A 15,466-nucleotide genomic window follows, 5' to 3' on the forward strand; every position below is an offset into this window, starting at 1 on the left:
GCACCGGACCAGCGGTGGTGCGGCGACATCACCTACCTGCGTGTCGGGGCCGGCTGGTTGTTCCTGGCGACGGTCATCGACATCGCCACCCGCCGTCTGATCGGCTGGTCGATCAACACCCACATGCGCACCGGCCTGGTCATCGACGCTCTCGACGCCGCAGTCGCCGCCCGTGGCGGCCGGGTCGACGGGGTGATCTTCCACGCGGACAGAGGTGCCCAATACCGCAGTGGCGCCTTCGCTGATACCTGCCGCCGTCACGGCGTGCGCCGCTCGATGGGGCGGATCGGCTCGTCGTATGACAACGCCTTGGCAGAGGCGTTCTTCGCCACTCTCAAACGTGAACTCGACGTCGACCGACGTCGCTGGGCCACCGAGACCGACGCCCGCCGCGACGTGTTCCGGTGGATCGCCTTCTACAACCACCGCCGACGCCACTCCGCGTTGAACTATCTCAGCCCTGCCGACTACGAACAGACACTCGCACCGACTACGCTGCACCAGATCGCGGCATAACCCGGTGTCCACATCCCGGGGGGAACCTCAGAAGGGCCCCTTTCTAACGCCTGCGGTAGAGAAGGGGTCCCCTATTAACACCCGGGTGCACCCGCGGCCACGACCGTGGGCGCGACCGCAGTGCCCCGCCTGGCGCCGGTAGCCTGGCGGGATGCCCGAGATGCCGAGCAAGCTGGCGGAGATCGTCGACGAGTTCGCCTCCGCACCCCGTGACGTGGTGCTGGAGATGCTGCTGGAGTACTCCGACGCGGTGCCGCCGCTGCCCGCCGACCAGACCGGGCACGAGGGCATGGAGCAGGTGCCGGAGTGCCAGACGTCGTTCTTCCTCCGCGCCGAGGTGACGCCCGAGGGCACCGTGCGCACCCTGTTCGACTGCCCGCCGGAGGCGCCCACCACCCGCGCGTTCGCCGGCATCCTCGCCGAGGGGCTGGCCGGTGCGAGCCCGGAGCAGGTGCTCGCCGTCCCGGACGACCTGTACCAGCGGATGGGTCTGGCGCAGGCGATCAGCCCGCTGCGCGTACGCGGCGGCAACGCCATCCTCGCCCGACTCAAGCGGCAGGTCCGCGAGCAGGTCGGCTGACCTGCCCTGCTCCCACGGCAGGTCCAGGCGCGGGCCGGATCACTCCATCGGCAGGTACGGGAACAGATCGGCGTACCGGCGGGTTGTCTCCGGTCATGGAGATCGACATCTACGCCGACGTGGTCTGTCCCTGGTGCTGGATCGGCCTGCGTCGCCTGGAGGAGGCCCTCGCCTCGTACGACGGTGAGGTCACCGTCCGGCATCGCCCCTTCCAACTCGACCCGTCCCCGGTGACCGCGCCGGTGCCGCTGCTCGACGCGCTGGCCGCCAAGTTCGGCGGCCCGGAGCAGGCCCAGCAGATGGCCGCCCAGGTCACCGAGATCGGTGCGAGCGTCGGGTTGGAGCTGAACTTCTCGCGGGCGATCGCGGCCAACACGTTCGAGGCGCACCGACTGATCGACTGGGCGTCCGAGCGGGGTCGCGGCACCGAGACGGTGAACGCTCTGCACAAGGCCCACTTCACCGACGGCGTGGACATCGGCGACCGGTCGGCGCTCGCCGAGATCGCCACCGGTGTCGGGCTGGACGGCGCGGAAGCCCGCCGTTTCCTCGACTCCGACGAGGGCGTCCCCGCCCTCGACGAGGAGCTGACCGAGGCGCGGCAGCTCGGCATCACCAGCGTGCCGACCTTCGTGTTCGCCGGGAAGTACGCCGTCTCCGGCGCCCAGGACCCGGCCACCCTGCTCGCCGCCCTCAGCGAGGTCGCGGAACGTGAGGCCGCCGGCTCCTGATCCATTGGCGGCGGCGATGTTTCACGTGCAACCACATCGACGTCGATCGAGGATCAGGCCAGCCTGGCCAGGTCCTCCACCACTCGCGCACCGGGCAACACGGCCAGCGCCGAGCCCGGTAGGGCGATCTTGCTGTGCCGCACACCCGATCCGATGATCACGTACGGTGCGGCCACCACCCGGGCGTCGACCAGGATCGGCCATTCCGGCGGCAACCCGATCGGGGTGATGCCGCCGTACTCCATGCCGGTCGACTCGACCGCGTCGGCCATCGGGGCGAAGCTCGCCTTGCGGACGTCGAGCGCACGCCGGGCCACGCCGTTCACGTCGGCCCGGGTGGTGGCCAGCACCACGCAGGCCGCGTACCGGACGACGCCCTCCCGCTTGCCGGCGACCACCACGCAGTTGGCCGATTCGTCGAGCCCCACCTGGTACGCGGCGCAGAATGCGGCGGTGTCGGCGAGCTCGGCGTCGATCGGCGCGACCAGCACCGCGTCGACGTCCACCGGCGCGTCGGCGGGCCACTGCGCCAGCGCGTCGGCGACCGGTGCGGCCAGCAGGTCGGGGCGATTACGGGCGGGCTCGGTGCGCAACGTTCCCATCACGGAAGCGATCGTCGCACCCGCGACGCGTGCGCTGGTCACCGAGGGCCCCGGCCAGCCGTGGAGCGACCGGCAACAGGACACGCCGGTCCCGTCGCCGGTCAGCCGTTGGTCAGGAAACCGTGCTCCTGGAGCAACGCCCGGTCCCGGGCGACGGCCATCTCCTCCGCCCGCTCCGCCTGCACGCGGCGCGCCTCGATGTCCTCCAGTGCGTGCCGGACCGCGAGCCGGATCACCCCGTAGAGGAAGACGAAGCCGCAGACGTACAGGAGACAGGTGACGACGAACGTGAGCATGAGCCGACGGTAGGACGAACGCGAACGAGAGCGACTGTCATCTTGTCGCCGTTCCCCCGTACGTGTCGGCCAGGTACTCCGCCCAGGTGCGACGACCGGTCGGGCGGGCCTCGGTGACCAGTCCACCGTCGCGCAGCTCGCGACCGAGGCGGCCGGGAAAACGCACCGGCAGCATCGGGCGGCGGGAGTTCCGCGCCTGCCGCCAGGTGCGTACCGCGTCGTCGAACCGCAGCACCTCGGGGCCGCCGTACTCCACGATGCCGTCGCGCGGACCGGCGCGCAGCAGCTCGATCAGCTTTTCCGCCACCTCACCCGGATCGATCGGCTGGGCCACCACGGCCCGGTCGGCGATCACCGGGCCGAGCTTGCTGGACATCTGCAGCAGCTCGTCGAGAAACTGCGGGAACTGGGTGGCCCGCAGCACCGTCCACGGCACCCCACCGGCGGCCACCACCTGCTCGGCGGCGAGCTTGTGCCGGTAGTACGCGTAGGGCACCCGGTCCACGCCCACGATCGATATGTAGACCAGGTGGGCCACGCCCGCTCCGGCCGCCGCGGCGATCAACCGGCCGGTGCCCCGCACGTCGATCTCGTGGGTACGCCGGGTCGGCGAGGACGCCAGGTGCAGGATCGCGTCCACCCCGGCCACCGCCGCCGCGACGCCCTCGCCGGTCGCCAGGTCCGCCACCACCCATTCGACACCCGATCCGGTACGCGTCCGCCGGCTGGTGGCCCGCACCTGGAACCCCTCGGCGACCAGCCGGGGCAGCACCGCCCCGCCGAGCCGGCCGCCCGCTCCGGTGACCAGTACCCGCATCTCAGCCTCCTTCGTCGACTACCGGGACGACGGGTCGAGACCGGCGCGACGTGACAGCTGTGGGCCACCTCACCGGATCAGATCCAGCACGGTGAGTACGACGAAGAAGGCGATCACCGCCTCGCTGACCAGCCAGGCGTGACTGTCGGCCCAGTCCCGGATCCGGGGCAGCACCGCTGCCGCCCGACGGCCGAGCAGCAGCAACGCCAGCAGCGGCAACGCCAGCAGGGTGAGGGTGAGCAGCATGAACGGCAGCAGGTGCCACCACGGCAGGCCCTGCCGGGCTGCGCTGGCACCGACCGTGAGCATGGTCAGGTCGTCGGCCGGCATGGCGAGGAAGAGCAGCAGGCCGACGCGGAGCGCGTACCGGGGAGTGGCGTGTTGGAGCCGACCCATCCAGGCGGGCGGCCCGGAGTGCCGGCGCAGGAACACCACCACCGCCAGGACGGCCAACAGCGCCAGGACGATCCAGTCGACGACCCGTTCGAACCGGCCGTCCCCGGTGTCGAGGCTGATCCGGAACAGGCGGGTGACCAGCCAGGCCAGGGTCGTACCGCCGCACACCACGATGGCCGCGCCGGCCAGGTAGCCCAGCGACGCGGCCCGGGGCCGGTCGGAGGAGGCGAAGAAGACCGCCGCCACCAACTGGGTCCCGGCGACCATGACCACGGCCAGCGGTAGGAGAGTCAGGAAGTTCATCGCGTGCCCATCCTCCCGGCTGCCTCCGCCCCGCACCTCGGATTCGGCGGATGCGCACACCCGCCGGGCTCAGGCCGCCGCGACCCGTACGCCGGGCACCACCCGACCGGCGAGCAGCGCGCCGACCAGCGCCAACCCGGCTGCCGCCGCGAGGGTCACCGCGTAACTGCCCGGGCCGGGTGCCGCGCCCGCCGCCAGCACCGCGCCCGTCAGCGCCAGCACGGCGGCTGCGGCGAGCGAGTCGCACAACTGCAACGACGAACTGTTGCGTCCCTGCTCGCCCGGGGCCGACAACTCCAGGGTCAGCACCGACAGCGACGGATACAGCAGGCCCATGCCGATCCCGGCCGCCGCCCAGCCGCACACGCCCACCCCGACCGGCACGGCGGGCAGCACCGTGAGGCCCACCACCGCGACACCGAGGGTGATGCAGGTCAGCCCGGCTCTCGGCAGGGTGGCCCGGCTGCGGGGCGCGCGGACCCGGCCCTGTAGCCACGACCCGAACGACCACGCGACCGCCCCGGTGGTCAGCACCAGGCCGGCTGCGGTGGGCGAGAATCCGCGTTCGCGGGACAGCATCAGCGGGATCACCACCTCCGCGCCGACGAACGCGCCGGAGGCCAACCCGCGCAGGCCGACCACGGTGGGTAGGCCCCGTCCGGCCCGGAGGAATCCGCCGGGCAGCAGTCGCGGAGCGCAGACCAGCAGACCGACCATGGCCGACCCGACCAACGCCACGGCGGTGACGCCGCGCTGCTGACCCCCGATGTGCAGCAGTGCGGCGCTCACCCCCGCCCCGCACGCCCAGCCGATCCGCCTCAGCGGACCGAACGCGTCGCGCGGCGACCGCACCGGCCCGTCGACGCCGGTAACCGGCCCGTCCGGTGACGGGCCCGCTTTGGTCGACGGCCCCGCTTTGGTCGACGGGCCCGCGCCGATCGACCGCAGGCCGGGATGGACCAGCAGCACCGCCGGCACCGCCACCACCGGCACCGCCAGGAAGACCCACCGCCAGCCGACGTACTCCACCACCAGGCCCGCCAGCAACGGCCCCACCAGCGACGGCACCACCCACGCGGCGGCGAACGCGGCGAAGATCCGCCGGTGCAGGTGCTCCGGGTACGCCTTCGCGACGATCACGTACAACGCGACCGACAGCAGACCGGAGCCGAATCCCTGCACGATCCGGCCCACCACCAGCGTGCCCATCGTGATCGCGCTCCCGGCGAGCAGCAGCCCGACGACGAAGCCGCCGAGACCGGACCACATCGGCAGGCGTGGTCCCCGGGCATCGCACCAGATGCCGGAGATCACCATCGCCACCACGCCCGCCGCGAACGGGCCGCCGAAGGCGATCCCGTACAGGGCCAGGCCGTCCAGGGCACGGGCCACGGTCGGCATGGCGGTGCCCACCGCCAGCGCCTCGAAGGCCAGCAACGAGACCAGCGCCACGCTGCCCACAGTCATCGCCCGCAGCCGAGCGGCGAAGATCGTTTCGTCCCTCGCCGAAGCTGGAGCCGGGGTCACATCCGGCGTCGAGGCGATGGCGGTCACCGGACGTCCTCATGGCAGGCCGGGACACCGACGGAACGCCGGAGCGACACGATGGGCATGTCGGTGAGCATGCGACCTAGACCCAGGTTCAGGTCAAGGGTGACGCCGCTTACCGTCAGGCCGACTCCAGTGCCTCCCCGATGCCCTTCGCCAGCCCTGACAGGTGCTGATCAGCAAGCAGGTGCCCGGCGGTGATCACCAACGCCAACGGCCACTCGATCACCTGGAGCGCGGTGAGCACCCCGATTCCCGCGTAGTAGGCGAGCTTGTCCGGCGGTGGTACGGCCACCATGCCGAGCCACGGGATCTCCACCCGGTGGGTGAACGCCCGCAGCGTCTCCTCCGTCCCGCTGAGTTCTCGTGTCAACGCACTCATCTCGGCCTCCCCGTGGACGACGACGCGCACCCCGGATTCCACCGTCGAGGCCGTCCATGCCCGCCGAGCCGAGAAACTTCCCCGCCCCGACGGGCATAAGGGACGCCCGGCCGGGAAGCCAGGCCGCCGGGCCCGACCGGTAGGAGGCTAGATGCGGCGACCCGTGTCCGTACCGCCGCTGGTGGGCGACGCCTCACGTAGCGTCGGTGCCGCCGCCACCCGGCTGGCCCGGGCCGTCGGGCTGTCCAGCCGTCGGGTGTGGTCCCGGCCGGGACGCCACCACATCGAGGTGCACGGCGTCTGTCAGGACGGCGGCGACACGCTGGCCCGGCAGGTCGAGGCGGCCCTGGAACGGATGCCCGGCGTGCTCTGGGCCCGGGTCAACGCCCCCTCCGGACGGGTGGTCGTCGCCGTCGACGCACCCGGGCCGAAGGTACGCCACCTGATCGCCGCCGTCGCCCGCGTCGAACGCACCTGCCCGCACGAGCCCGATCCGGAGATCCCGCCCCCGCACCCGCCCGAGGAAGGACCGCGTACCGCCCGTACCCTCGGGGCGCTCGCCTCCGACGCGCTCGGCCTGACCATCTCCGCGGCCACCCGGATCCTGCCCGTGACACCGGTGCCCGCCGAGGTGTCCGGCCTGCTCAGTGCCATCGACCTGCACCCGAAGCTGCACGCCCTCGCCGGTTTCGGCCTGCGCCGCGACCCCCGGGCCGAGGTCATCTTCCCGCTCGCCGAAGCGGTGGTGCAGGGCCTCACCGGCGGCTGGACGGGCATCGTGCTGGACGGCGCCCAACGCATCGTGCAGTGGGGCGAAGGGCTCGCCCAACTGCACGCCTGGGAGAAGGCCGAACCCCGCCTCACCGGAGAGCCGGACCGGGCGGTGGCCCGCTCACCCGTCGGCGAACGTCCCTGCCCGAAACCGGACGGCGCCCCGGAGCGGTACGTCACCCGGATGCTCGGCACCGGCGCGGCGGCCTTCGCCGCCGCCACACCCGTCGTCGGTCCGAAACGCGCCGCCGCGCTGGGGCTCTCCGCGCTACCCAAGGCACCCGGCAGCGGTCGCGAGGGGTACGCCGCCCAACTCGGCCGCATCCTCGCCAGGCGGGGCGTCATCGCGATGGACCGCAGCGTGCTGCGCGAACTCGACCGGATCGACACGCTGGTCCTCGACGCCCGGGTGCTCGGCTCCGACCGGGGCGTCCTGGCCGACCTGGCCCCGCTACCCGGCGCCGACACCTCCCAGGTCGCGGCACGGGCCTTCGCCCTGTTCACGCCGACAGCGCCGACCGACGTCCGCCGACTCGACGGATGGCGACTCGGCCCGCTCGACCGCCTCGACGTCCACGATCCCGGCGACACCGACGACAGCCGCCGACTCCGCGAACGCGGCGGCACCCTGCTCGGGCTGGCCCAGGGCGACACCCTCGCGTCCGTACTGCGGGTGGAACCGGAACCCGCGCCCGGCGTCGACACCCTGCCCACCGTCACCCGACAGGCCGGCCTGCGGCTCGTGGTGGCCGGTGACGACACCGAACGGTACGCCTCCGCCGACGCGCTCCTGCCCGGCGGCGACCGGCTGGCCGAATCGATCCGCACCCTGCAACGCGAGGGAGCGGTGGTGATGCTCGTCTCCGGCGACCGCGCGGCGCTCGCCGCGGCGGACTGCGGCCTGGGCGTCGCCGACCCGGAAGCCACCCCGCCCTGGGGAGCACACCTGCTGGTCGGCACCGACCTGCGATCGGTCGCACTGATCATCGAGGCAGCCGGGGTGGCCCGCCGGATGACCAGCCAGAACATGCGCATCGGGCTGGCCGGCAGCGGGCTCGGCGCACTCGCGGCCTTCACCGCCGACCCCGCGCTGCTGCCCGGCCGCAGCCTCGCCTCGGTCAACGGAGCGGCGGCACTGGCCTTCGCGCACGGCATGTGGCGCGCCGGCCGCCTCTCCGCCCGCACCGAGTCGACGGCCCCGGCGCTCACCGCCTGGCACCTGATGCCGGTGCCGACCGTCCTCGACCAGCTCGGAAGCGAACGCGGCGGACTGACCGACACCGAGGCCGAGCGTCGACGCGCCGCCGGGCCGGGCGAGACCTCCGGTCCCGGCGGGCTGCTGCGGGCCTTCGTCGACGAGCTGGCCAACCCGCTCACGCCGGTGCTCGCCGCCGGGGCGGTCCTCTCCGCCAGTTTCGGCTCGCTCGTCGACGCCGCTCTGGTCGGTGGCGTGGTCGGTGCGTCCGCGCTGGTCGGCGCCGTGCACCAGCGCAACACCGAGAAGTCGTTGGCCGCGCTGCTGTCCCGCGCGGCCGTCACCGCCCGGGTCCGCCGCGACGGCACGGACCGGGTGATCCCGGCCGAGGACCTCGTGGCGGGCGACGTGATCGTGCTCGAATCCGGCGACGCCGTACCCGCCGACTGCCGGGTGCTGGACAGCGTCGGGCTGGAGACCGACGAGTCCTCGCTGACCGGTGAGTCGCTGCCGGTCGCCAAGACCGACCAGCCGGTGGTGGCCGCCGCCGTCGCCGACCGCCGGTCGATGCTCTACGAGGGCACCACCATCGCCGCCGGACGTGGCGTCGCCGTCGTGGTCGCCACCGGCACCGACACCGAGGCCGGGCGCAGTCTCGCCCTCGCCCGACAGGCCCCACCCGCCAGCGGCGTCGAGGCCCGGCTCGGACGACTGACCCGGGCCGCGATCCCGCTGGCCGCCGGGTCGGCCGTGGCCGTCGTCGGTGCCGGGTTGCTGCGCGGCGTACCCCTGGCACAGACCGCCGCCACCGCCGCGAACCTGGCCGTCGCCTCCGTGCCGGAAGGACTGCCCTTCCTGGTCAGCGCCGCCCAACTGGCCGCCGCCCGGCGGCTCGCCGAGCACGGCGCGTTGGTCCGCAACCCGCGCACCATCGAGGCGCTCGGCCGGGTCGACGTCCTCTGCTTCGACAAGACCGGCACCCTCACCGAGGGCCACCTGCTGCTCGCGGGCGTCGGAGACGCCGACGGGTACGCCCCGGCGGACCAGATCGACGACCGGCTCCGGCAGATCCTCGCCACCGCGCTGCGCGCCACCCCCGCCGCCGACGACCCCGAGGAGCTGTCCATGCAGACCGACCGCGCGGTCCTGCGCGGTGCCACCTCCGCCGGCGTCCCCGAGCAGTACGCGGCACCGGGCTGGCGAGCCGTCGGCGGCCTTCCCTTCGAGCCGTCCCGGGGCTACCACGCCACGGTCGGCGAGACCGAGGGGCGGATGCTGCTCAGCGTGAAGGGCGCGCCGGAGAGCGTGCTGCCCCGCTGCGCCGCCCGCCGCACCGACGGCCGCGACGAACCGCTCGACGACGCGGGCCGGGCCCACCTGCACCGCCTGCTCGGCGAGCGCGCCGGAGCCGGACACCGCATCCTGGCCGTCGCCGAATGCGTGGTCGACGACCCCGACCTCACCGACGACGACGTACGCGGCCTGGTCTTCACCGGATTCCTAGCGATCGCCGACGGGGTCCGCGACAGCGCCGCCCCCGCCGTGCGCCGGATCCGGCAGGCCGGTGTGCACACCATCATGATCACCGGTGACCATCCGGCGACCGCCGAGGCCATCGCCGCCACCATCAGCGCGGGCGACGCCCAGCGGGTGGTCACCGCAACCGAACTCGACGCCCTCGACGACGACGCCCTCACCGCCCGGCTCGCCGCCACCGACGTGGTGGCCCGCTGCACCCCCGCCCACAAGGTGCGGATCATCCAGGCGTTGCAGAAGTGCGGCCGGACCGTCGCGATGACCGGCGACGGCGCCAACGACGCACCCGCCATCCGGCTGGCCGACGTCGGCATCGCCCTCGGCCAACGGGGCACCCCGGCGGCCCGCGCCGCCGCCGACCTGGTGGTCACCGACGACCGGCTGGAGACCATCATCGCCACCCTGGTCGAGGGCCGGGCGATGTGGTCATCGGTCCGCCACGCGCTGAGCATCCTGGTCGGCGGCAACCTCGGCGAGATCGCGTTCAGCGTGCTGACCGCCGCCGCCACCGGTCAGGCCGCGCTCAACGGACGCCAACTGCTGCTGGTCAACCTGCTCACCGACATGGCACCCGCCCTGGCCATCGCCGTCCGCCCACCCGGCGACGGCGACCACACCGACGGTCTGCTCCGCGAGGGCCCCGACAGCTCCCTCGGCGAGACCATGACCCGCGAGATCGGGCTGCGTGCCGCCGCCACCACCCTCGGCGCGACCGCCGGCTGGACGCTGGCCCGCTACACCGGCAGCCGCCGGCGCGCCGGCACCGTCGCCCTGGTCTCCCTGGTCGGCACCCAACTCGGTCAGACCGTCCTGGCCGGTGGCACCAGCCCGTCCGTACTCGCCTCCACCGCCGCCTCGGTCGGCGTCCTGGCCGTCGTGGTGCAGACCCCCGGCGTCAGCCAGTTCTTCGGGTGCACCCCGCTCGGACCGGTCGGCTGGGCCATCGCGACCGGCTCCGCACTCGGCGCCACCTTCGCCAACGGCGCCCTCACCAAGCTGGTCGCCCGCCTACCCCAGGCCGACGGCGCTCACGCTCAGGCCGGTGGCTCTCACGCTGAGGCCGGTGGCTCTCACGCTGAGGCCGACGGCGGGCGGGCCGACGGCGCTAAGACTGACAGCGCGCGGGCCGACGGTTCGTCACCGAGCCCGGCGTCGGCGGACGGTCGGGCCGCCCGGGTCGGTTCCGGCCCGCAGGAGTCGTGACCGTCAGCCGGCGGGATGCCAGGTGGCGGCGGCGCGACGCAGTCGGTCGTTGACCGCCCGCCCCACCCCGCGCTCCGGCACCGGCTCGGCGACGATCTCGGTGACCCCGGCGGCGTCCAACCGGTGCAGTGCCTCGAAGAGCCGCGCCGCCGCCTCGGTCAGGTCACCGGCGGTCGAGAGCACCTCCACCGCCGCCCAGCCGCCCGCCGGCCGATCCCGGAACGCCAGGTAGCCACGCCGAACCCCGTCCTCGACAGGCGGTGCCCCCACGTCCCGCAGACGCAGCGGCGTACGCGGCGCGTAGTGCGCGGCCAACGTGCCCGGCGCGACCGGCTGCCCCGAACTGCCCTGACGCACCGTCACCGGGCCGGTGAACCTCTCCACCTCCTCGACCGGCAACGCGCCCAGACGCAGCACCACCGGACGGTCCCCGCGAGCGTCCACGATCGTCGACTCGATCCCGCACCGGGTCGGCCCACCGTCGAGCACCACGTCCACCGCGCCACCCAGTCCGCGTACCACGTGCTCCGCCCGGGTCGGACTGAGCTGCCCGAACCGGTTGGCACTCGGCGCCGCCACCGGCACCCCCGCCGTGGCGATCAGCTGGCGCGCGTACTCGTTGTCCGGCACCCGCACCGCCATCGTCGCCAACCCGGAGGTGACGATCGGCGGGATCGCCTCCGGGCGGTCCACGATCAGCGTCAACGGCCCCGGCCAGAACCGCTCCGCCAACGCCGCCACGCCCGCCGGGACCACCCCCACCAGCGCCTCCAGGTCAGCGGCGTCGGCAAGGTGGGTGATCAACGGATCGAAGCTGGGCCGCGCCTTCGCCTCGAAGATCCGGGCCGCCGCCCGCGCGTCCAACGCGTTCGCCCCCAGGCCGTAGACGGTCTCGGTGGGAAAGGCCACCAATCCGCCGGTACGCAGCACCGAGGCGGCCTCGGTCAGGTCACCCTCGGCGGGCAGGACGCGCGGAGATCCAGTGCTCACACCGTCGACGCTAGCCTGCGCCCGACGCCTGCCCCGACATGCCCCGACTCCCCCCCGAGAAATCCGCAACGTACGCAGTGAGCGGCACCGCCCCCGGTCCCGTACCGCCGACCAAGGCGGAGTGCGCGGAGCGTCTATCGCTGGGCCGCGTGTTGCGGGATCGGGTGGTCGCGCCGTTGCTGTTCCACGCGGGTGCGGTTCGAGCCTGTCACCGACGCCGAGCGCCGGGGTATCACTGCTACCCAAAGTGCGACAATATCGTGTAGCGTTGATAACATGAGCGACAGTCCTTCGACCCGAGCGGTCGAGAGTGATGTCCGCACGAGGCTGATGCGTGCCGCAGAGCTTCTGCTGGCCTCGTCGAAAGATGGCCAGATCTCCACGCGCGAGATCTGCGCGCGAGCGGGCGTCACCGCCCCGACTCTTTACCATCATTTCGCGGACAAGGACGCGCTGCTGGATGCGGCGGTGTTGGAGGGTTTCAACGCCTATCTCGCAAGAAAGCATGCCGTCGGGTGGAGCGGTGATGTGCTCGATGACTTCCGTGCGGGATGGGACATGCATGTGTCCTTTGGCTGCGAGCATCCTGCCCACTACCGGTTGATGTTCGGCAATCCCCAGGCTGAGCAGACCGTTCCCGCGGCGTTGGTGGCGCAGGAAGAGCTCGCCCGCCAGGTCACCGAATGGGGTGTGGGCGGTTATCTCAAGGTCCCCGTCGAGGTCGCGACGCAGACGATGTCGGCTGCCGCGATCGGGGTGGTGTTGAAGCTGATCGCGCTACAGGCCGACAGCACGCACCCGATCTCGACGAACGTTCGCGACACCGTCGCCCACGCACTGTTCCATCCTCAGAACGCGCGCGACGAGGTCGCCGCAGGCACGTCACGGCACGCCCGCCTTCTCCTCGACGCGTTGCCGCCGGATTTCCTGGGGCCCTTGCGTGCGACGGAAGTCGCGCTGCTGCGCGAATGGCTCACCTCCCTCACAGACAACCCGCCACAGCGAAGGACACACACATGACCGAGAGAGCCGACGGCGGAAGATCACAGAGGTACGAGGGCAAGCAAGCGATAGTCACCGGAGGTACCCGTGGCATTGGAGAGGCCGCCGTCCGCCGACTCGCCGCCGCGGGGATGAGCGTGGTCATGGTCGGCCGTAGCGACGCGACGCTGCGACAGGCCGCCGACAGGATCCGGGCGACGGTTCCGGACGCCGACCTTCGCCTGGAGAGCGCGGACCTGTCGCTGATCCGGGAGGTCCGCGCACTGGCCGACCGACTCGCTGACAGCACGTCACCAAGTGTGGTGATCAACAACGCCGCAATAACCGCCGACATCGGCACTCGCACCGACGAGGGCATCCAACTCACCCTGGCCACCAACCACCTGGCGCCCTACGTGCTGATGCGAACCCTCGTCGAGTCCGTCAAGGAGCGCCCCGCCCGGTTCGTCGTGGTCGGCGCAAGCCCCACCGTGCTGAGGTCCTACCCGGTGGACCTGGATGATCTGCACGCACAGAACGCCCGGGCGCTCGGTCGCTTCTCCAGCTTTCGCCCCTTCGCCGCCTATGCACGCACCAAGAACATGAACACGATGTTCGTCTACAGCCTGGCGAGACGGGTGGCGGACAGTGGCATCACCGTCAACGGAGCCCACCCCGGGATCATCGCCCAGACCGGCCTCTCCCGTGACGCGCGCGGACTGGGCAAGATGCTGGACACGATGGTGAACCTCAACCCCTTGCGGAAGACACCCGACCAGGGAGCCGACAACCCGGTATGGGTCGCCACCGATCCCGGCCTGGACGGTGTGAACGGACGCTTCTTCGTGGACCGCAAACAGGTCACCACGCCCGACCACACGCGCTCCGTCGAACGCTGCGAGGCCCTCTGGGAGCGCAGCGCGGAACTGGTCGGCATGCAGCCATAGACATGGTGCTGACAGCCGACAACCACCGCGTACAGAACCCCCGGTTGAAGTGTCGACCGCGGTCGACGTCAACCGGGGTTCTTCGTCGCCCACCGGAAGGGCCTGACGACTCGTTACAGGGGCTTGGCCGTACGAATGGTGACTCGGACTGACATCAACCAAGGAAAGTGCTGGTGGAGCCCAGGGGACTCGAACCCCTAACCCCTGCCTTGCAAAGGCAGTGCTCTGCCAGTTGAGCTAGGGCCCCGTACGCGGGCTGAGGCGCCCGCCGATCGGAACGGTGACGATCAGCGCAGGTCCGGGGAGGTGGTGGCCTCGTGCCAGAGCGCGCGCTCGTCGTTCGCTTCCTTGATCTTCTTGGCCACCACGGCGGCCACACCGACGACGCCGGCCAGGATCAACAGCTTCTTGAACATGGGGCCTGCCCCTTACGCTCGACGCACCGTCGGACCATTGCGGTGGGGCTAGCTGGAATCGAACCAGCGACCTCAGAGTTATCAGCTCTGCGCTCTAACCGACTGAGCTATAGCCCCGCGTAGCGACGAGCAAGGTTAACCCATCCGCTCACGCCGCCCCAAATCGGGGTGGACCCTCGGGACTGCCCGACACCGTCGTCCTCGAAACTACCCGAGAGCCGGTGGTGAGCCCACCGAGATACCCCGGACGCCCCGGGTCGGGGCCGGAAACGGCGACCGGGCCGGCCGCGAGGAGCGGCCGGCCCGGAGGCGATGTTCCCGAGGTGTCAGTCGCGCTCGGCGAGCGTCAACTCGATGCCACCGACCAGGTCGGCGCAGACGTTGTAGACGAACGCCCCGAGCGTGGCCAGCGCGGTGAACAGGACGACGTTGACCAGACCGATCAGCGCCGAACTGAAGATCACGCCACGTGCGGTGATCTGGAAACCGCTGGTGCCCTGCCCACCACCCGCGTTGACCAGGTCACCCAGGCTGTCGTTCACGCTGGTGAAGACTCCCATCGCGTCCAGCGCGAGGTAGAGCACCGAGGTCGCGACAACGATGACGATGAACAGCACCACCGACACGGCGAACGCGAACTTCATCACGGACCAGGGGTCGATCCGCTTGAGGTTCAGCCGGGCCCGACGCGGTCCGCGCGACGCGGCCGAACTGACCGAGGTACGCGCGGCGCGTACCGCCTCACCCACCCGCGCGGCACCGACGGCCGACGAGCCGACTCCCGGGGGCAGGCCACCTCCGTTAGCCGGGCGACCCGCACCGAGCGGACGGTTGGCGTCCGGCTTCGGGCCGAGGCCGGTGATCCGTGGCTGGGTACCTGTCGTGCCGGTACTCATCGCCGGCAGCACGCCGGTGGTGCCCGGCGAGGGCTGACCTGGGCGAGGTCCGCTCTTCGTCGGGGTGGACGGCTTGCCGGCGGCGCTGGCGGCAGCTGTCGGTGTGCCCGGGGAGACGGCGGCCTCGGCACCCGGCTTGTCGCCGGACGCCTCGGCGTCCTTCTCGTCTGTGGGCTTGTCGGGCGGCGGAGCCATACCGGGTGCCCGGGTGAACTTCGGGGCAGGCGCGTCGGCGGGAACGGTCGCCCGGCCCACGGCCGCGCGGCCGGTCGCTGGCGTGCCGGTCTTCGCGGCATCCTCGTCGACCGGGTTGGCCGAGGTCCCCGCGTTCCCCGACTTCGCCTGTGTCTCCGTCATTCA

Annotated in this window: 15 protein-coding genes and 2 tRNA genes; 6 read left to right on the forward strand and 11 right to left on the reverse strand. The window is 72.2% G+C overall.

Going from position 1 to position 15,466, the window contains the following annotated elements; genetic code table 11:
• The 3 genes from ACFYTT_RS27325 to ACFYTT_RS27335 form a co-directional block, all read left to right on the forward strand.
• The coding region (locus ACFYTT_RS27325; protein WP_387263408.1) for an IS3 family transposase at positions 1–516 on the forward strand (516 nt) is incomplete at its 5' end.
• A gap of 151 nt (positions 517–667) precedes the next feature.
• The gene (locus tag ACFYTT_RS27330; protein ID WP_131052535.1) at positions 668–1,096 is read left to right on the forward strand and encodes a SufE family protein; all 429 of its coding nucleotides are present in this window, start codon (positions 668–670) and stop codon (positions 1,094–1,096) included.
• A 38-nt stretch (positions 1,097–1,134) separates the two neighbouring features.
• Positions 1,135–1,827 carry a DsbA family protein gene (locus tag ACFYTT_RS27335; protein ID WP_387263557.1) on the forward strand — a complete coding sequence of 231 codons (693 nt, stop codon included), beginning with the start codon at positions 1,135–1,137 and terminating at the stop codon, positions 1,825–1,827.
• Positions 1,828–1,880: 53 nt separating this feature from the next.
• Here the strand turns inward: ACFYTT_RS27335 and ACFYTT_RS27340 are convergent, their stop codons facing one another.
• The 6 genes from ACFYTT_RS27340 to ACFYTT_RS27365 all read right to left on the reverse strand — a co-directional run bounded on the left by ACFYTT_RS27340 (position 1,881) and on the right by ACFYTT_RS27365 (position 6,171).
• Entirely contained in the window at positions 1,881–2,429 is a 549-nt protein-coding gene (locus ACFYTT_RS27340; RefSeq protein ID WP_131052551.1) for a YbaK/EbsC family protein, read from the reverse strand.
• A 101-nt stretch (positions 2,430–2,530) separates the two neighbouring features.
• On the reverse strand, positions 2,531–2,725 hold the full coding sequence (locus ACFYTT_RS27345) for a hypothetical protein (protein WP_131052533.1): 195 nt from the start codon (positions 2,723–2,725) through the stop codon (positions 2,531–2,533).
• Between the two features lie 37 nt (positions 2,726–2,762).
• Positions 2,763–3,542, reverse strand: coding sequence for an SDR family oxidoreductase (locus tag ACFYTT_RS27350; RefSeq protein ID WP_387263411.1), 780 nt, complete (start codon positions 3,540–3,542; stop codon positions 2,763–2,765).
• A 69-nt stretch (positions 3,543–3,611) separates the two neighbouring features.
• Positions 3,612–4,241, reverse strand: coding sequence for a GAP family protein (locus ACFYTT_RS27355; protein WP_176092186.1), 630 nt, complete (start codon positions 4,239–4,241; stop codon positions 3,612–3,614).
• A gap of 69 nt (positions 4,242–4,310) precedes the next feature.
• A complete protein-coding gene (locus tag ACFYTT_RS27360) occupies positions 4,311–5,708 on the reverse strand; it encodes an MFS transporter (protein ID WP_176092185.1) in 1,398 nt (465 codons plus the stop codon).
• Between the two features lie 202 nt (positions 5,709–5,910).
• The gene (locus ACFYTT_RS27365) at positions 5,911–6,171 is read right to left on the reverse strand and encodes a hypothetical protein (RefSeq protein ID WP_131052530.1); all 261 of its coding nucleotides are present in this window, start codon (positions 6,169–6,171) and stop codon (positions 5,911–5,913) included.
• Positions 6,172–6,322: 151 nt separating this feature from the next.
• On the opposite strand from ACFYTT_RS27365, the gene ACFYTT_RS27370 reads away from it, so the two are divergent.
• Positions 6,323–10,876, forward strand: coding sequence for an HAD-IC family P-type ATPase (locus ACFYTT_RS27370; protein ID WP_387263415.1), 4,554 nt, complete (start codon positions 6,323–6,325; stop codon positions 10,874–10,876).
• Positions 10,877–10,879: 3 nt separating this feature from the next.
• Here ACFYTT_RS27370 and ACFYTT_RS27375 read toward each other — a convergent pair whose 3' ends face one another.
• Positions 10,880–11,866, reverse strand: a complete 987-nt coding sequence (locus ACFYTT_RS27375; RefSeq protein ID WP_387263418.1) for an L-threonylcarbamoyladenylate synthase — start codon at positions 11,864–11,866, stop codon at positions 10,880–10,882.
• Between the two features lie 276 nt (positions 11,867–12,142).
• Between ACFYTT_RS27375 and ACFYTT_RS27380 the strand changes: the two genes are divergently transcribed.
• The gene (locus tag ACFYTT_RS27380) at positions 12,143–12,886 is read left to right on the forward strand and encodes a TetR/AcrR family transcriptional regulator (RefSeq protein WP_387263421.1); all 744 of its coding nucleotides are present in this window, start codon (positions 12,143–12,145) and stop codon (positions 12,884–12,886) included.
• On the forward strand, positions 12,883–13,794 hold the full coding sequence (locus tag ACFYTT_RS27385; protein WP_387263424.1) for an SDR family NAD(P)-dependent oxidoreductase: 912 nt from the start codon (positions 12,883–12,885) through the stop codon (positions 13,792–13,794). Before ACFYTT_RS27380 ends, ACFYTT_RS27385 begins: the two co-directional genes overlap by 4 nt.
• A gap of 171 nt (positions 13,795–13,965) precedes the next feature.
• Here ACFYTT_RS27385 and ACFYTT_RS27390 read toward each other — a convergent pair.
• From ACFYTT_RS27390 to ACFYTT_RS27405, 4 genes are all read right to left on the reverse strand, one after another.
• Positions 13,966–14,041: transfer RNA gene (locus ACFYTT_RS27390), tRNA-Ala, on the reverse strand.
• Positions 14,042–14,081: 40 nt separating this feature from the next.
• Positions 14,082–14,210: a DLW-39 family protein gene (locus tag ACFYTT_RS27395; RefSeq protein ID WP_217705935.1), complete on the reverse strand. Its 129-nt coding sequence runs from the start codon at positions 14,208–14,210 to the stop codon at positions 14,082–14,084.
• A gap of 43 nt (positions 14,211–14,253) precedes the next feature.
• Positions 14,254–14,327, reverse strand: a tRNA-Ile gene (locus tag ACFYTT_RS27400).
• Positions 14,328–14,536: 209 nt separating this feature from the next.
• A complete protein-coding gene (locus tag ACFYTT_RS27405; protein ID WP_131053422.1) occupies positions 14,537–15,463 on the reverse strand; it encodes a DUF3566 domain-containing protein in 927 nt (308 codons plus the stop codon).
• Positions 15,464–15,466 lie beyond the last annotated feature (3 nt).

This window comes from Micromonospora sp. NPDC003816 (genome assembly GCF_042874705.1).
Lineage (GTDB): Bacteria > Actinomycetota > Actinomycetes > Mycobacteriales > Micromonosporaceae > Micromonospora.